The sequence below is a fragment of the Pseudenhygromyxa sp. WMMC2535 genome (assembly GCF_011083025.2).
This window is the reverse complement of record NZ_JABJWV010000001.1, coordinates 4,190,279-4,207,174: the sequence shown is the minus strand read 5'-3', so window position 1 is coordinate 4,207,174 and position 16,896 is coordinate 4,190,279. Positions and strand designations below refer to the sequence as shown.

Genomic DNA, 16,896 nt, shown 5'->3' with positions numbered 1-16,896 from the left:
CCGGGCTAGCGCGGCGTCTGCGGGTAATTGCATCATCTGACATTCGCCGTCGTGATCGGATCCCTCCCGTGGTGGCACGTGAAGGACGCCCACACCCCCACCGAGTCGACCATGAAGAACAGCTCTCGCTTGACCTTGTCCCTCACTGCCGCCGCGCTCGCCGCCGCGCTCCCCATGCTCACCCCGGCCGAGGCCCAGGCCTGCGGCGGCACCTTCTGCGACACCGGGCCCACGGCCATGCCGGTCGACCAGACCGGCGAGAACATCGCGTTTCACATCGGTGAGGACTCCGTCGAGGTCCACATCCAGATCCAGTACGACCCCGAGACCGAGGCCGCCCAGTTCGCCTGGGTGATCCCAGTGATGGCCCTGCCGGAGTTCGAGGTCGGCTCGCAGCTCTTCTTCGACGCCCTGCTCGCCGGCTCCGTCCCCAGCTACGGCAACCTGATCTCCCAGGACTTCTGTGGCGACGGCGGCGACGAGATCGGCGGCGGGCTGACGACCGCCGCCGACGAGGGTGACGGCAGCGGCGAGGGGAGCGACCCCGAAGATGAAGGAGGCAACCCCGAGGTCGTCTACCAGGGCACCATCGGCGCGTTCGAGATCGCCGTGCTCGACGGCGGCACCGTCGAGGGCGTGATGACCTGGCTGGGCGACAACGGCTACGAGCAAGACCCCAACGCCGAGCCGATCCTCGCCGAGTACCTGGCCGAGGAGTACCTCTTCGTCGCCATGAAGCTGTCGAATACGGCGGGCGTGGACGAGATCCACCCGATCATCTTGCGCTACGCCGGGCAGGAGGCCTGCGTGCCCCTGCGCCTGACCCGGATCGCCGCCGTCGAGGACATGGACATCCGCGTGTTCGCCCTCGGCGACGAGCGCACGGTCCCGGTCAACTACCGCCACGTGCTGGTCAACCCGCTGAAGATCGACTGGTTCAACAACGCCAGCAACTACAAAGAGGCGATCTCGCTGGCCGTGGACGCCGACGGGGCCGACGGCAACGCCTTCGTGACCGAGTACGCCGGCAGCTCCAACGTGGTCGCGACCGGCACCTTCTTCAGCGATCTGTGGGACGAGACCCCCTTCCTCGACCTCGCCGACAGCCCCGTGGGCGCGATCGAGCTGCTCGAGCAGCAGGGCCTGATCTTCTGCGACATCGACTGGGACACCACCTGCACGACCAACCACCCGCTGCTCCAGCCGCTGCTCGACGAGTTCATGCCCGTGCCCGAGGGCGTCGACCCGGTGCTCTACTACGACTGCATGGAGTGCTACGCGGACCAGATCGACCTCGAGGCCTGGGACGCGGCGCTCTTCGCCGAGCGCTTCGACGAGCGCATCATCAAGCCGGCCGAGAAGGCCCGCGATCTGGTCCAGGACAACGCCTACCTGACGCGGATGTACACCACGATCTCGCCCAACGAGATGTACGACGACCCCTTCTTCCGCGAGAACAGCACGCTCCCCGACGTCCAAAACCTGCGCTTTTCGACCCAGACCCTGCACTGCGACGGCGGCACGACCGTGACCTTGCCCGACCTGCGCGAGGTCTACTTCCCCCCGGGTGAGCCGCTGGTCTGGCCCGAGTTCCAAGACGAGATGCCCGTGGTCGAGGACGTCGATCTCGAGGGCATGGCTCAAAACGCGCCGCTGATCAACGTGGTCGACAACACCGAGGCGATCGACGAGCTGCTCGAGGAGTGGAACCAGCGCAAGCAAGACGAGGCCGACGCGGCTGCCGAGGACGCGGGCCTGAGTGCCGGCTGCGGCTGCTCCGCCAACGAGCGCGGCGGCGGGGTGGGCTTTGGCCTCGCGCTGCTCGCCCTCGCGGGGCTGATCCGTCGTCGACGCAGCTGAGCCGACGAGGGCCGCGCGTGCGCGAGCCCACCCCTGGGCCCCGGACGGCCGGGTCAAAAACGCCGTCCGGGGGCCCAGGCCACGCGTCGGGGGTACACTGGCACCCGCCCCCGTGGACACCGCCAAGACCCCAACTGCTCCGGGCGCCCGCGCCCTCGGCCTCGCCCTCGCGGCCTTCGCCGCCCTTTGTGCCTGCGACAAGGGGGCGGAGCAGCGCGATGTCTCCGGCGCGAGCATCAATCAACACTCGACGCACAGCCAAAACCCTGCGACCCAGGCCGAGCACGGCGCGAGCGAGGCCACGCCCGCGCCTCCCAGCCGGGCCGCCACCACCGGCGCCGACGCCCCGCGCTGGCTGCTGGTGCCCTGGGGCAGCCAGCTCTACCTGCACCCCGAGGCCAGCGCCCAGACCCTGACCCTCGCGGATCCCCGCGCGGCCATGAACAACGCGGCCATGAACGACGCGGAGCTCGGCCAGGCCGGCGCCGTCGTCGAGCTGCTCGAGACGCGCGAGGGCTGGCGGCGGGTCCGCTCCGTCGACGACCGGACGCTGCGCAACGCAGGGCTGCGCGAGGTCCAGCCCGTCGAGACCCTGGCGCGCTACGCCCTCGAGCTCTACCTCCCCGAGGACGTCGGCGCCCCGATCTCGGCGACCAGCCAGGCCCAGATCTCCGCGGGCTCGGGCAAGCAGCCCAAGCCCGAAGACGCGCTCGAGTCTGCGCGCGACGACTACTTTGGCGCCTGGGAGCTCGACCCCGGCAGCGACGTCTACTGGCCCGACGGCACCCTGGCCGGCGCCGTCGCCTGTCGCCACGGCTTCGAGACCGCCGGCGAGCTGCGCGAGACGGCCGCGGGCGCGCTGCGCTGCTTCGAGGTCGCGCTCGGCGAGGACCCCCTCGAGCTGTGCTTCGACCCCCAGTCCCTGCACGAGGGCGGCGCCATGCCCAACCAGCAGCTCCAGCCCCTCGACATCCCGAACAAGCACAACAAGACCAAGAACAAGACCAAAGATCAGGACTCGGACTACGCCAGCGGAACCAGCGGGAGCGGGGGCACGGTCCGCCTCCAGGCCGCCGAGGCCACCGGCATCGACGCCGAGCTCGCCCGCCGGACGATCCGCGCCCACCTGGCCGAGCTGCGCGCCTGCTACGAGCAGGCCCACGCCAAGGGGCTCGCGGGCAAGGTCAGCCTCAGCCTGAGCGTGGATCGCCGCGGCGCGGTCAGCGAGGCCGCGGCCCGGGGCTTCGACGAGCAGACCGCCCGCTGCGTCAGCGAGCAGGCGAAGACCTGGAGCTTCGCCGTCGGCCAGCGCAGCGAGATCGAGATCTTCATGGAATTCGCGCTGCGCTAGCGCGCGCGAGGAGCAGGTGTGTCCAAGCACTACGACTATCTGGTGATCGGCTCGGGCTTCGGCGGCAGCGTCTCGGCGCTGCGCCTGGTCGAGAAGGGCTACGACGTGCTCATGCTCGAGAAGGGCCGCGAGCTCAAAGCCCAGGACTTCCCCAAGACCAACTGGAACCTGCGCAAGTGGCTGTGGATGCCCAGGCTCGGCTTTCGCGGGCTGTTCGTGATGCGCTTCTTCAAGCACGTCACGGTGCTCGCCGGGGCCGGCGTCGGCGGGGGCTCGCTGGTCTACGCCAACACCTTGCCGATCCCCAAGTCCGGGTTCTTCAACGCGTCTTCGTGGTCCGAGCTCGCCGAGTGGGAGCGCGAGCTCATGCCCCACTACCGCGTGGCCCGGCGCATGCTCGGCGCCCAGGTCGTGCCCTTCATGACCGAGCCCGATCGCCTGCTGCGCCAGATCGCCGCGGATCGCGGGCAGCCCGAGGCCTTCGAGAACACCCACAACGCGGTCTACTTCGGGAGCCCGGGCAAGTCCGTGCCCGACCCCTACTTCGATGGCCACGGCCCCCCGCGCACGGGCTGCATCAAGTGCGGCGCGTGCATGACCGGCTGCCGCCACGGGGCCAAGAACACCCTCGACAAGAACTACCTCCACCTCGCCCGCGGCCTCGGCCTCGAGCTGCGCGCCGAGTGTGAGGTCGTGGATCTGCGCCCGCTGCCCGGCGGCGGCTACGAGGTCCACACCCGCGAGGGCGCCGGGCTGCTCGGGGCCTTTCGCAAGCGCGGGCGCTACACCGCCGACAAGGTGATCTTCTCCGCCGGCGTGCTCGGGACCGTGGACCTGCTCTTGCGCCTGCGCGAGCGCGGCAGCTTGCCGCAGCTGTCCGAGCGCGTGGGCTGGCGCGTGCGCACCAACTCCGAGTCGCTCACGGGCGTGGCCGTGGGCTCGCGCGAGCACGACCTCAGCCACGGCGTGGCGATCGGCTCGATCTATCAGACCGACGCGCACTCGCACCTCGAGGTCGTGCGCTACGGCGACGGCTCGGGCTTCTTCCGCACCTTGATGGCGCCCCACGTCGGCGGCGACGCGCCCGGGGCCATCAAGCTGATCCAGGCCGTGGCCAAGGCGATCCGCCACCCGCTCGGCGCCCTGCGCTCCTACCTGATGCCCAACTGGGCGCGCAGCGTGATCATCTTGCTCTACATGCGCTCGACCGAGGGCACGCTCCGCTTCCGCCGCAAGGGCCTGCTCGCCAAGCGCATGGGCAGCGACGTCGAGCTCGGCGAGAAGCCCACGGCCTCGATCCCCGAGGCCACCGAGCTCGCCGAGGCCATGGCCGAGAAGACCGGGGGCTTCGTGGGCTCGCTGCTGCCCGAGACCGCCTTCAACATCCCGACCACGGCGCACATCCTCGGCGGGGCGTGCATGGGCGACTCGCCCGCGGCCGGGGTCATCGACGAGCAGCACCGGGTGTTCGGCCACGAGGGCCTCTATGTCATCGACGGCTCGGCGATCTCGGCCAACCCTGGGGTCAACCCCAGCTTGACGATCACCGCCCTCGCCGAGCGGGCCATGAGCAAGATCCCCTGCAAGCAGGCCGGGCGCAGCTCGCCGCTGCCGCCCTCGGCCCGCGCGGCGCTGCCTCTGCTCCAGCCCGGCGAGGACTGGGCGGCGCTGCGTCCGAGCGCCGACGAGCCCTCTGCCGCCGCCGACGCAGGCTGAGAGTCTATGACGGGGCGCGACAGCCCGTACCCGCGCTCGCGTCCGCAGCAGTGGGCGCGACGCCGCTGGACCTCCCCGCTCGCGGCTGTCACCTTGTAGCGGTGTCTGCCCCCCGCTTCGCCCCGGCCGCCCGCGCCCGCCTGCTCGCCCCGCTCCTGCTCCTGACACTGGGCGCCTGCAGCTCGGTCCCCAACGGCCACGAGCCCGGCGACGATCCAGCCCAGTCGAGCGCGAGTCAGGACGAGGGCGCGACCCACATCGAGCGCGTGCTCGCGATCTCCATCGCCGGCCAGCCCGTCGGCTACGTCGAGACCACGCTCGACAAGCACCCCGACGGGACGTGGACCAACGCCGAGCGCGTGACCTTCTCGATGATCCGCCAGGGCGGAGGCGACGACGCCCAGTTCTCGAGCACGACCGAGTCCACCTCGGTCTACGATCCGGCCCACGAGTTCGTGTCCGAGACCGAGATCGAGCGCGAGGCCGGGATCACGATCACCCGCAGCTTGACCCTCGAAGGCCGCGAGTTCGTCAGCAGCTACACCGGCCCCAGCCGCGACACCCCCGAGATCAAGCGCTTCCCCCTGCCCGAGGACTACCGCAGCTCCCTGGCCGTCGACTTCGAGCTCGTCGAGGAGTTCGAGCGCACCGGCCAGCCCGCGACCCGGCGCTTCGCCAGCTTCGACGCCGAGCGCGAGCGCTTCGAGCGTAGCGAGCTGACCTTGCTCGGCCGCGAGGACTTCGAGCACGGCGGACAGATCATCCCCGCGTGGCGCTTTCGCGCCGTCGAGGAGGACGGCACGGTGATCGAGAGCCTGACCGACGCGGACTTCATGCCCTTGATGCTCGAGGCCGGCGGGACCTTCCTGGCCAGCTTGGTCGACGCGCCGCCGGTGCTCGACCCCAGCGCCCTCGGCAAGATCGACTCGGAGCTGCCCGTGCTCGGCAAGACCGCGCCAAACTGGTGGATGCTCGCCAGCCAGGAGGTCACGGTCACCGTCGAGGGCGACGACCCCGAGCTCCCGCCGCTGTGGGAGGACGGGCACTACCACGCGGTCGAGCGCGACGGCTCGCGCTACACGATGACCCTGCTGTCCACGCGCCCGCCCGCGGACTTCGAGCACCCGCAGCTGCCCCTGAGCGTCGACGACCCCGAGCTGCGCAAGTACCTCGCGCCCACGGCCATGGCCCAGTCCGACGACCCGGCGATCGTCTCCGTGGCCCGGCAGCTCGCCGGCGACGAGACCGACGCGCTCGTCGTCGCCGACCGCATCATCGCGGCCGTGTTCAGCGGGATCGACAAGCAGGCCGGCATGCGCGGCAGCGCCACGGCCTCGGAGGTGCTCCAAAACGCGGCCGGCGACTGCACCGAGCACGCGGTGCTCGTGGTCGCGTTGATGCGCGCCGCCGGCATCCCGGCCCGGGCCGTCGACGGCATCGTGCTCGCCGCCGACAGGAGCGGCCAGGGCGTGGCCGGCTACCACGCCTGGGCCGAGATCTGGGTCGGCGAGTGGATCGGCGTCGACGCGACCGTCGGCGAGACCGGGACCTCGGCGCGCTATCTGCTGTTCGGCGTCGACGAGCCGGGGACCCTCGGCGCGGGCGGCAAGATGATGCGCACCATCGGCAAGACCAAGATCGAGCTCGGCGCACACCAGCTCCTGTCCGACGACTGAGCCCACGAGCCAGCGCCCTTAAGCCAGATCACGGGCGCCCTGCGGCGCGGCCGGGTCGATCCCCGCCCACGCGCTCGGGGCAGCGTGATAAAACCGCGGCGATGACTGGATTGCTGCGGACGTGCGAATTTCGAGCCCTCGTTGGCACCTTGGCCCTCGCCTGCGTGGCCGTGAGCGGCTGCGGAGACGACGGCCCCGGCACGATCTACTCCGACGGCACCGGCAACGCCGACGACGTCGGCTCGAGCTCGAGCAGCGAGGACGAGGGCGCCGAGAGCTCCGACACCACCGCCGACACCAACGCCGAGTGCGGCTACTGCGAGGGCACCGTGTTCACCCCCTGCGAGGACGGCCTCGCCGGGGAGCCCGTCGACTGCCAGGACACCGACGAGGTCTGCATCGGCCTGCTCGGCTGCCTGCCCTGCGCGCCCGGGGTCAACACCTGCGACGGCAACGCGATCTACACCTGCGGCGAGGACGGCCAGCCCGAGGACCTCGTCGAGGAGTGCGACTCCGAGGCCGGGCAGGTGTGCAGCAGCGGGCTTTGTGTCGACGCCTGCATCGACGCCGCCGACACCCCCTCGAACGTCGGCTGCGAATTTTGGGCGGCGGATCTGCCCAACGAGCGCGGCGTCAGCGACTCCGCGTCCAAGCCCTGGGGCGTGGTCCTGGCCAACGCCGGGCAGATCACCGCCGACGTGATCATCGAGCGCAACATCGCCGCGCTCGGCGAGGAGCCCAACTTGGTCGTGCTCGAGCAGACCACGGTCCCCTCGGGCCTGCTCAAGACCATCGAGCTGCCCCAGGCCGAGGTCACCGGCTGGACGCCCGAGACCGAGGACCCGCCAGGGCCCACGGGCACGGCCAAGACCAACAACGGGTTTCGCATCACCTCCACGGCGCCGATCGTCGTCTACCAGTTCAACACCTTCACCAACGACTACAGCACCGACGCCTCGCTGATCTTGCCGACCACCGGCCTGGGCACCTCCCACCGGGTGATCGGCTACCCCACGGCCAACCCCATCGCCCCGATCCCCCTGGCCGGCGTCCCCGACCGCTCCTCGGTCACCGTGCTCGGGACCGAGGACGGCACCAGCGTGGTCATCCGCCCGGGCACGACCACGGCCTCGGACATGCAGAGCATCATCCAGGCCGAGGCCGGCGACGAGATCAACGTCTCGCTCAACAAGTGGGAGGTCGTCAACATCGCCAGCCGCGGCATCCCCGGGGACATGACCGGGACCGTGGTCGAGTCCGACAAGCCCGTGGCCGTGTTCTCCACCGGCGAGCGCGGCATCGGCCCGATCTACGACGGCGACGACTTGCCCGAGCCGCCCGGCTGGGACGGCGAGCTGTGCTGCACCGACCACCTCGAGGAGCAGGTCTTCCCGGCCACCGCCCTGGGCTCGCGCTTCGTCATCGCCCACAGCCCGCTGCGCAACGACGGCGGCTGGGTCGAGCCCGACATGCTGCGCTTCATGGCCGTGGCCGAGCCCGCGACGGTGACCACCAGCCTGCCCGCGCCCCGGGATCAGTTCACCCTCCAGCCCGGCGAGATGTTCGAGACCTGGACGCAAGAGGACATCACCATCGACTCGACCACGCCGATCATGGTCGCGCAGATCCTCGTCAGCCAGTCTTACACCGTGGCCTACACCGGCGACCCCGCGCTGACCTACTTCCCGCCCACGGCCCAGTACCGCCAGCGCTACGTGTTCTTGACCCCGCCGACCTGGACCGCCAACTACATCGTGATCACCACGCCCTACGCCATCGGCGGCGACGGCCAGTCCTCGGGCAACTTCACCCTCGACGGCGCCGGCCTGCCCGACGACTGCATCGAGCAGGTCGTCGGCGAGCTCGCCAACGTCGAGTACTGGTCGATCACCTGCCCGATCGACGAAGGCGTGCACCTGCTCGAGAGCGACGGCAACTTCGGCCTGGCCGCCTACGGCTACGGGCCCGCGGGCTCCTACGCCTACACCGGCGGCGCGGACGTCAAGCCGATCTACGACGTCCCGCCGATCCCCTGAGCCGCCGCGGTCTCGCAAAAAAGCCCACAATGGGGCGGCCCCGCCACCTCCCCCCAGAGGAGGCAGCGCCGCCCCACCGTGAGCGCGCAGCTCAGGTCTGATCCGCCGGCGGCACGCCGTAGACGTAGTCGGTCTGCGCGACCTCCTGGTGGCAGCCGACGCAGTTGCCCACGTCGGGGCCGCTGGCCGAGAGCTCGCCGCCGATCAGATCGCCAGCGCCGAACCACCAGTCGCCGAGCTCGGGGTTGTAGCCGGCCTCGGCCTTGAACATCACGGTCCCGCTGACGGGGTCACCCATCTCGTCGATGACCTCCTTGACGATGAGCGCGCCGACCGGGAGCGTGGTGTCGACGGGGTTCTCGGGGTCGATGGCCCGAAACGCGTCCGCGACGCCCGGCTCGGCGTAGACGTTGACCGTGGCGCCGCCGTGCTCGCTGGTGAAGGCCGCCGCGTTGATCAGCACGAAGTCCTCGCGGTAGCTGGCGATGCTGTCGAGGATCGCCTGTTCGTCGACCTCGACCTCCTCGCCGGTGTCCGTCTCGGTGTCCGTACCGACCTCCTCGCCGGCCGTCTCCTCGGTGTCCTCGCCCTCGCCGCCCGCGTCGTCGGAGCAGGCGGAGGCGCATAGCGCCGCGCAGAGGCCCAGGCACAGCGAGATGGGGCTGGAAGTGTGGGGTGAAAAGCGAAGGGTAGTCATGGGTGGCCGGCCAACGACGCCCAGCTCGCCGATGTTTCTCCAGGTCGAGCGTCGGGCGCAGAAAAATGCCCTGAACTTTCGCTCAGGGCATTCCCCGCCACCTCGGCGCGCTCAGCCGCGCGTGAAGGTCAGCATGTACTGATACTCGAGCAGCTCGTCGTCCTCGGAGACGAGGGTGTAGCCGGCGTCGGTCATGATCTCGGTGATCTGCTCGGCCGTCATGCGCATCTTCGCCGGCGGACCCGGGGCGTCCTCGGGGTTGTCGGCGCGGAAGTCGACGATCACCACCTTGCCCTCGGGCGCGAGCTTGCCGGCCACCGCCTCGAAGTAGGCCTTGGGATCTCCGAGGTGATGAAAGACGTTGCACATGAACGCGACGTCGACGGCCTCCGGGAGCGCCGGGGCGTTGGCCTCGCCCTGGATCGCCACGAGGTTGCTCAGGCCGTCGCGCTCGGCTCGCTTGCCCAGCCACTCGACCATCGCCGGCTCGATGTCGACGGCGAAGACCTGGCCCTGGGGCGCCGCGGCGGCGAAGCGCACGGAGAAGTAGCCCGTGCCCGCGCCGAGGTCGGCCACGCGCGCGTCCGCGGCCAGGCCCAAGCTGGCCACGACCTCGTCGGGTTTTTGCCAGGCGGTGCGCTCCTCGGACTCGAAGTGGGCCGTCCACTTCTCGGGGTCGTCGAAGCGGTGGTGGCCCTTGTAACCGTGCTCGTTCACGCTGGCCTCCTGGCCGCCCTGACCGTGGCCGTGTCCCTGTCCCTCGGCCGCAGGCGCCTCGTCGCCCTGGGCGTCCGCGTGCTCGTGCGGAGCCTCGGTCGATTCTTGCGAGTTGGCGCAAGCGACTGCGGTCAGCAGCACCGTCGCCATGAGCAAAAGGGGAGTCCTCATGTTTGAGCCATATCCCATAATCATCGTCCTTGCACGGCCTCGATCGACCGCTTGTGGTGATCGCGGTCATCGACGACCACGCGGATCGTCGGGAGATCCACGCCGAGGTGTTCGAGCGTCGCCTCGAGATGTTCCTCGCCCAGGTCCGCAACCTCTTCGCCCAGGCGCGCCGCGTCGAGCTGCGGGTGACGTGCGACAAAGAGTCCTATTGCGCGCTCACGGTAAGCTGCGACAGCCTGAGGCTGGAGCACGAAGACCTGATCGTGTTGACCCCGCGGCTCGATCAGCGGGACCGCGCCGACGGGGTGCTCGGCCTCACCAGCGACCTCCACGTCGAGGATCGCGTGCTCCTCGTGGTGGCCGCTGAGGACCACGAAGCGCGTGGTCTCGGGCGCGCGCCACAGCTGCTCGTAGAAGCCGACGATCACCGCGCCGGCCAGGGCCGGGCGGACCGAGTAGTCTTCTGGCGCGCCGAGCACCGAGCGCAGGTGCCCACAGCCCACGCTGCTCGGCTCGACGAGGTGCGCGAGCAAGGCCGCGCGGCCGGCCTCGTCGAGCGGCGGATCCCGCAGCCACGCCTCCATCGCCGCCGTATCGCTCGTCTTCGGCAAGCTATCCGCCAGGCGCGGATCCGCAGCCACGGCCCGGCGCAAGCTGACGAGGGCGTGGGTGTCGGTGTGCATGTAGAAGCTGCCGAAGTCCGCCACCCAGGCCGCGATCAGCCCGGGGACCTCGTCCACGGACACCTGCACGCCCTCGCGCTCGGCCGCGGCGAGGAGCAAGAGCAGCTCGCCGGCGTCCCCCCCCGGCGAGCCCAGGATCTCGCTGTCCGCTCGACCGTCGATGCAAGACAGACCCGCGCCGTCTCGACCGAGCTCGACCCAGTGCAGCTCGGCCATGTCCTGGGTGTGCTCGACGGCCTGGACCTCTGCCTCGAGGGTCTGGCGGAAGCGGCGCAGGCGCTCGCGTGGCGCGTCCGGAGACTCCTTGGCCCCAGAGCACCCGAGGGCGCCGACCCCCAGGGTGAAGATCAGCGCCGTGAGCCAGCCCCGACTTTGGGGGAACACAAATGATGAGCGCGCGATGTCCATGACACCGCGTTCAAAAGCAGGCACCGTGCCAGGCTCGAAACCGCCGCGAACGCCGGTTTTAGCCATGTTTCACGGCCCCTCGTTTCGGACCCATCCCGGCGTTTCGCCGCCTCGCGACGATTGACCCCCGCGCGCTCGCAGCCGAGCATCGATCATCGTGTCGCTCCTCGAAAGAGCCCACGCCTTCGCCCCCCCGCGCTGGTGGGCGGGCCTCTTTGCCCTGGCGATCTCTGCGGCCTGCGCCGCGGGCTCGCGCGCGCCCAGCCAGGCGCCGGACCCCGCGACCTCGACTCAGGCGTCCGCCACGACGGCGCCCGAGCCCGCGCCCGCGCCCGCGCCCACGAGCGCGGCCGAGCCAGCGCCCGCGGCCGAGCCAGCGCCCGCGGATCAGCCCGAGCCCGCGCTCGAGCCCGCGCCCACACCAGCGCCCGAGCCGGATCCGCCGCCCTTCGACGACGATCAGCTCGAGAAGATCCGCGCCGTGCAGGCCATCGTCCACGCCGCCGCGACCGAGCACGGCGTCGACCCTGCGCTGATCAACGGCATGATCTGGGTCGAGAGCAAGTTCGACGTCAAGGCCCGCGGGCCCGCGGGCGCCCAGGGCCTGATGCAGCTGATGCCCAGGACCGCGCAGGGCATGGCCAAGCGTCTGGGTCGCAAGCGCAAGTCCTACGACCCCGACTTCAACATCCACGCCGGCACCTTGCTGCTGTCTCGGCTCATCGATCGCTTCGACGGCGAGCTCGACCTGGCGATCGCGGCCTACAACCGCGGCTCGGGCATCGTCGCGGGCTGGGAGCGCGAGGGCGAAGAGATGCCCGAGCGCACCCGCAGCTACGTGGACCGGGTGCTCCGCGCTGCCGCATGGTTCGAGGGTCCGATCCCCGGGCTCGAGCCGACCCCCGCGCCCGCCCCCACCGCCGACGCCAACGCCGAGGACACGCCCGCGCAGACCCCCAGCGACGCGTCCGCGCAGACCACAAAATGACCGCGCCCAGCCCCCGCGCCTGGCTCCCACATCTGCGCGGGGCGCTGGTCGCCCTGCACATCCTCGCGATCAGCCTGCTCGCGCTCCCGGACGTCAGCGGGGCCCGCAACCGCTCGGCCTGGCGCTCCGCCACGGTTCAAGACGAGCTCGCGGCCTGGTCCGCGCGCCTGAACGACGTGGGCGTCGCGCTCGGCCCCGACGAGCTCGAGGCGAAGGCCTGGGACATCATGCAAGCCTGGGCCAGGCTGCGCACCGCCCTGCTCGCGCCCTTTCAGCCCTACGCCGACCTCGTCGGCGCGCGCCAACGCTGGCGGATGTTCGCCGCCCCCAACCGCGCGCCGGCCCGGCTGCGGATCGCCGTGAAGATCGACGGCGAGTGGCGCGAGGTGTACGAGGGCCAGTCCGAGGTGCACACCTGGCAAGCCGCCCGCTTTGGGACCGAGCGCATCCGCGTCCACATCCACCGCGCGTCCTGGGCCCACCGCCGCGGCGACAACGAGCGCCTGGTCCAGTGGATCGCCGACGAGGCCGCGCGCGACTTCCCCGCGGCCACGCAGGTCCGCGTCAGCTGGCTGCGCGCGCGCTCGCCCACCCCCGCCCAGGTCCGCGACGACGCCAGGCCCGAGCCCAAGGAAGAGCGCGTGCGCGTCCTGGATCTGGAGGCCCGGCGATGACCGGCGACGACGCAACGCGCGAGCCCCCCCGCAAAGCAGGCCGCCTGCGCCGGCTGTGGTCGTGGTGGATCGCGCTGCTCGGCCGCGAGGAGAGCGGCGAGAGCCTGGCCGCGATGCGCATCCTGGTCGCGCTGACCGTGCTGATCATGGTCGTGACCATGGTCCGCCAGGACATCGTCGGCGTGCTCTACTACGCGCCCGAGCAGGGCGGCTACCTCCAGTTCAGCGAGCTCCCCTGGCTGGTCCAGACCCTCGGCGGGGCGACCCCCCAGGTGGTCTGGGGCCTGCTGATCACCACGAGCGTCGCCGCCTTGGCCCTCGGCCTCGGCATCGGCGGGCGCGCGGCCGCGCTGATCGCCGGCCAGTGCCTGCTCGCCCTGCGCGGGATCAATTCCTTTCAGGGCAGCTACGGCGCCCTGGTCGGCAACGCCCTGTGGCTGTGCGTGCTCGCCCCCTGCGACCTGACCTGGTCGCTGCGCGCCCGCCTGCGCGAGGGCAGCTGGGTCAGCGCGCGCACGGCCCCCTGCTGGCCGCGCCTGCTGGGCGTGGTCCAGCTGGTCATCCTCTACACCTGGACGGGCCTGGCCAAGATCTCCGCCGCGTGGATCGGCGACTTCTCGGCGCTCTACTACATCCTCCAGGACCCCAACTGGCAGCGCGCCGACATGAGCCGGGCGGCCTACGTCTACCCGCTCACGCAAGTGCTCAGCGCCCTGGTCTGGGTGTGGGAGGCGAGCTTCGGCCTGATCCTGGTCTCGGCCTACTTCCGCGAGACCACCGACAACGCGGGGAAGAAGAGCCGCCTGCGCGCGCTCTTTCAGCGCGTCGACCTGCGCGTGCCCTACATGCTCTTTGGCGTCGCCACCCACGCCGCGATCGCCACGCTGATGGTCGTCGGCCCGTTCTTCTGGGCGACCATGGCCTTCTACCCCTGCCTGTTTTCGCCGGCGCGCTGGCGCGAGCTCCTGGCCCGGCTGCCCGGCGGCCGGCGGCTCACCACTCGAACTTGAGCCCGACCGAGGGCAGGATCGGCAACCCGGCGAGGATCGTGTTCTCGGTGTAGTCGTAGGAGTAGATCCGGCCCTCGATGTTGCGCCGGTTGTAGATGTTCTGGATGTCCACGTAGGCGTTGAGCGAGACGTAGCGCCACGTCCACTTCTTGTCGACGCGGACGTCGAGCTGGTGGAAGGCGGGGTTGCGCTCGGAGTTGCGCGGGGCGTTGACGGCGAAGGTGCCCCCGGTCGAGGCGTCGACGATGCCGTTGTAGGCCGGGCGGTAGGGGTTGCCGCTGACCAGGCGAAAGCGCCCGCCGAGGCTCCAGCCGCGCGGCAGCTTGTAGACCGCCAGCGCCGTGAGGATGTGCGGCTGATCGTAGTCGAAGGGGATCAGCCCCTCGCCGTCGTCGAGGTCGTAGAGCGCGCGGCTGAAGGTGTAGCTGACCCAGCCGAACAAGTTGCGGGTCAGGTCCTTGCGGATCAGCAGCTCGAGGCCGGCGACGTGGCCGTAGCCCGCGTTGTCGTAGCGCTCGGCCACCAGCAGGTCGCCGCGGCCGGTGTTGAGCAGCACCGCGTCGGTGGGCACGGCCAGGGAGTAGACGTACTTGTAAAAGGCCGTGGCCTCGATCAGCAGGTCGTAGTCCTCGAACACGTGGGCCACGCCCAGGCTGTTGTGCACGGACTTCTCGAGCCCGATGTTGGGGTTGCCCCAGACCTCGTTGAGCTCGAAGACGTCGGGATACTGCGAGTAGAGCCCGACGCCGCCCTTGAGCGTGGTCGCGTCGGTGATCTCCCAGGCGAAGCGCACCCGCGGATCCAAGCCGGCGCGGTCGAGCACCACCCCGTTGTAGGAGAAGCGCAGCCCCGGGTAGATCACGAAGTCCTTCGTGGCCGCGATCGTCGCCGTGGTGTAGAGCGAGAGTATCGCGAAGGGCCCGCCGACGTCGGCCGAGAGGTACTCGCCGCTGTCGCCCACCCCGGCGCTGGGGATCCCCGGGGCGCGGGCCTCGAGCAGGTAGCTGCCGGCGTTGACCTCGGTGCCCACGCGGATCGCCGCGCGCTTGGAGATCCGGTAGCCCAGCTCCCCGCGGAAGTTGAAGCTGTCGCGAGTGACCCGGAAGGAGAACAGGTCGCCCCCGCTGCCGGTCAGCAGCTCGTGGCGGTAGCTCGGCGTGAGCAAAAAAGTCCACGGCCCGTGCTCGGCCTCCCAGACCAGGTCGGCGCGGTGAAAGGCGATCTGCGTGTCGAAGGCGTCGTTCGCGTCGGCCTCCTCCTCGTTGACGCTGGGGCTGACCACCGCCAGCTGATCGTCCGAGCCGAACACCCGCACGCTGAGGTTGCCGCCCGCGAGCGGGTAGTCGAAGAGCGCCTGATAGTCCCAGTAGCGCGGGGCCGCGTTGAAGTCGATGCCCGCGTCGTCGGGGATGACCGCGAGCAGCACCGCGTCGATGTAGCTGCGCCGGGCCGAGACCACGAAGCTGCCCTTGCCCACCGGGCCCTCGACCAGCGCCCCGGCGTCGAAGAGATCGGCGTCGATGTAGCCGTGGTAGCCGTCGCGCCGACCCTTGCGCGGCTGGACGTTGATCACGCCGCCGATCGCGTTGCCGAAGCGCGCGTCGAAGTTGCCGGGGATGAAGTCGATCTGCGCGAGGATGTCGCTGTTGAACACCGAGGTCAGCGCGCCAAAGTGAAACAGCTGGGGGATCTCGTGGTAGCCCAGGTAGGTCTTGGTGTCGCTCGGGGCCGAGCCACGCACGACCAACAAGCCGGCGCCGAAGGGCGCCCGGGCCACGCCGGGGAAGTTCTGGATGCTCTTGAGCGCGTCGCCTTGCGTGCCCGGGAGCGCGTTGATCTCCTCGGGGGTGATCGTCCGCCGGGTGACCTCGGGGAGGTCGCGGTCGACCACCACCTCGGTGCGGTAGGGGTTGCTCGCCTCGCGGCGGTCGAAGTACTCGAGCTCGAGGATCGCCCCCTCGCCCGCGAGGACCTCGATGTAGTCGAGGCGCTCGTAGCCCGGCGAGAGCACGACCAGGCGCACCCGCCCCGGGGGCACGCCACGCAGCTCGAAGCGGCCCTCGGCGTCGGTGATCGTCTCGAACTGCCAGGCCGGCTCGCTGGGCGCCTCGTAGCGCTTGCCCCGGACCTCGCCCTCGGGCCAGTCCGGCGGGGCCGGGACCGCGAGGACCTTGGCCCCGTCCACGGGGGTGCGCTGGCCGGCCTCGCGGATGCGCCCGCGGATGCGCACCGGCAGCGCGCTGGGATCGACCTCCCCCGCTCCCGCCTCACTGCCCTCGCCCTCGCCCTCGCCCTCACCAAGTTCGCCCGCCCCTTCGCCTTCACCCTCGCCCTCGGGCGGCAGCACGGGCGTGGGCGGGCCGAGCTCGATGGCGATCGAGAGCACGACCTCGACCGCCTCCCCTTCGTAGCTGGCCGGCTCGAACTCGAGGCTGGCGACCGCGTCGAGGGCGACCTGGTCGAGGGCCGGGTCCACGGACTGGAGCACTTCGAGCTCCTTGGTCTTGCCGTCGACCCCGACCACATACTGGACGATCACCGTGCCCGCCGGCGGCTCCTCGCGCTCGAGCAGCGCCGGCGGATACTCGACCGTCACCGAGCCCTTGGCCGTGGGCGGGACCAGCTGCGCCTCGGGGCTCGCCTCCGAGGGCGGCGCGGCCTCGGCCACGCCTGGGGCCAGCCCGGCCAGCAGACCACAGAGCAACAACCCGCCGAGCATCGGGCGAGGGTCGAGGCGCCGCGAACTGGGGCCGCTCACGCGCCGAAGCATCGCCGTTGACGGCCCCCAGTGCAACGTAGCCCGCCCAGGTAGGGCTCGGGCCCAACCACGAGCACCTGCGCGGTCGACATCCGGGACCGCGCCGGGACTCGTACTTCACGTGACGGCGCCCGCCGAGCCCGGCGACCCC

General features: G+C 70.8%; 12 protein-coding genes. 8 read left to right on the top strand and 4 right to left on the bottom strand.

The window, feature by feature from the left end; translation table 11 throughout:
- The first annotated feature begins 51 nt into the window (after window positions 1-51).
- The 5 genes from G6O69_RS16570 to G6O69_RS16550 all read left to right on the top strand — a co-directional run bounded on the left by G6O69_RS16570 (window position 52) and on the right by G6O69_RS16550 (window position 8,639).
- Window positions 52-1,860 (top strand): DUF2330 domain-containing protein, encoded by a 1,809-nt coding sequence (locus G6O69_RS16570; RefSeq protein WP_346017056.1) that lies wholly within the window; start codon window positions 52-54, stop codon window positions 1,858-1,860.
- A gap of 112 nt (window positions 1,861-1,972) precedes the next feature.
- Window positions 1,973-3,211 carry an AgmX/PglI C-terminal domain-containing protein gene (locus tag G6O69_RS42205; RefSeq protein WP_172304468.1) on the top strand — a complete coding sequence of 413 codons (1,239 nt, stop codon included), beginning with the start codon at window positions 1,973-1,975 and terminating at the stop codon, window positions 3,209-3,211.
- An 18-nt stretch (window positions 3,212-3,229) separates the two neighbouring features.
- Window positions 3,230-4,927: a GMC family oxidoreductase gene (locus G6O69_RS16560; RefSeq protein ID WP_172304467.1), complete on the top strand. Its 1,698-nt coding sequence runs from the start codon at window positions 3,230-3,232 to the stop codon at window positions 4,925-4,927.
- A gap of 101 nt (window positions 4,928-5,028) precedes the next feature.
- Window positions 5,029-6,603, top strand: coding sequence for a transglutaminase domain-containing protein (locus G6O69_RS42200; RefSeq protein ID WP_172304466.1), 1,575 nt, complete (start codon window positions 5,029-5,031; stop codon window positions 6,601-6,603).
- Between the two features lie 101 nt (window positions 6,604-6,704).
- The gene (locus G6O69_RS16550; protein WP_172304465.1) at window positions 6,705-8,639 is read left to right on the top strand and encodes an IgGFc-binding protein; all 1,935 of its coding nucleotides are present in this window, start codon (window positions 6,705-6,707) and stop codon (window positions 8,637-8,639) included.
- Between the two features lie 91 nt (window positions 8,640-8,730).
- On the opposite strand, the gene G6O69_RS16545 is transcribed toward G6O69_RS16550, so the two are convergent.
- The 3 genes from G6O69_RS16545 to G6O69_RS16535 form a co-directional block, all read right to left on the bottom strand.
- The gene (locus tag G6O69_RS16545; protein ID WP_172304464.1) at window positions 8,731-9,336 is read right to left on the bottom strand and encodes a cytochrome P460 family protein; all 606 of its coding nucleotides are present in this window, start codon (window positions 9,334-9,336) and stop codon (window positions 8,731-8,733) included.
- A 111-nt stretch (window positions 9,337-9,447) separates the two neighbouring features.
- The gene (locus G6O69_RS16540) at window positions 9,448-10,224 is read right to left on the bottom strand and encodes a class I SAM-dependent methyltransferase (protein ID WP_172304463.1); all 777 of its coding nucleotides are present in this window, start codon (window positions 10,222-10,224) and stop codon (window positions 9,448-9,450) included.
- Between the two features lie 20 nt (window positions 10,225-10,244).
- On the bottom strand, window positions 10,245-11,315 hold the full coding sequence (locus G6O69_RS16535) for a hypothetical protein (RefSeq protein ID WP_172304462.1): 1,071 nt from the start codon (window positions 11,313-11,315) through the stop codon (window positions 10,245-10,247).
- A gap of 157 nt (window positions 11,316-11,472) precedes the next feature.
- On the opposite strand from G6O69_RS16535, the gene G6O69_RS16530 reads away from it, so the two are divergent.
- From G6O69_RS16530 to G6O69_RS16520, 3 genes are read left to right on the top strand one after another with little or no spacing between them, the layout of a single operon-like run.
- Window positions 11,473-12,303 (top strand): lytic transglycosylase domain-containing protein, encoded by an 831-nt coding sequence (locus G6O69_RS16530; protein WP_172304461.1) that lies wholly within the window; start codon window positions 11,473-11,475, stop codon window positions 12,301-12,303.
- Entirely contained in the window at window positions 12,300-12,977 is a 678-nt protein-coding gene (locus G6O69_RS16525) for a hypothetical protein (RefSeq protein ID WP_172304460.1), read from the top strand. Before G6O69_RS16530 ends, G6O69_RS16525 begins: the two co-directional genes overlap by 4 nt.
- The gene (locus G6O69_RS16520; protein ID WP_172304459.1) at window positions 12,974-13,987 is read left to right on the top strand and encodes a hypothetical protein; all 1,014 of its coding nucleotides are present in this window, start codon (window positions 12,974-12,976) and stop codon (window positions 13,985-13,987) included. The genes G6O69_RS16525 and G6O69_RS16520 overlap by 4 nt, the downstream gene beginning before the upstream one ends.
- On the opposite strand, the gene G6O69_RS16515 is transcribed toward G6O69_RS16520, so the two are convergent.
- Window positions 13,971-16,745, bottom strand: a complete 2,775-nt coding sequence (locus G6O69_RS16515; protein WP_346017055.1) for a TonB family protein — start codon at window positions 16,743-16,745, stop codon at window positions 13,971-13,973. The two genes, G6O69_RS16520 and G6O69_RS16515, sit on opposite strands and share 17 nt — an antisense overlap.
- Window positions 16,746-16,896: the final 151 nt, after the last annotated feature.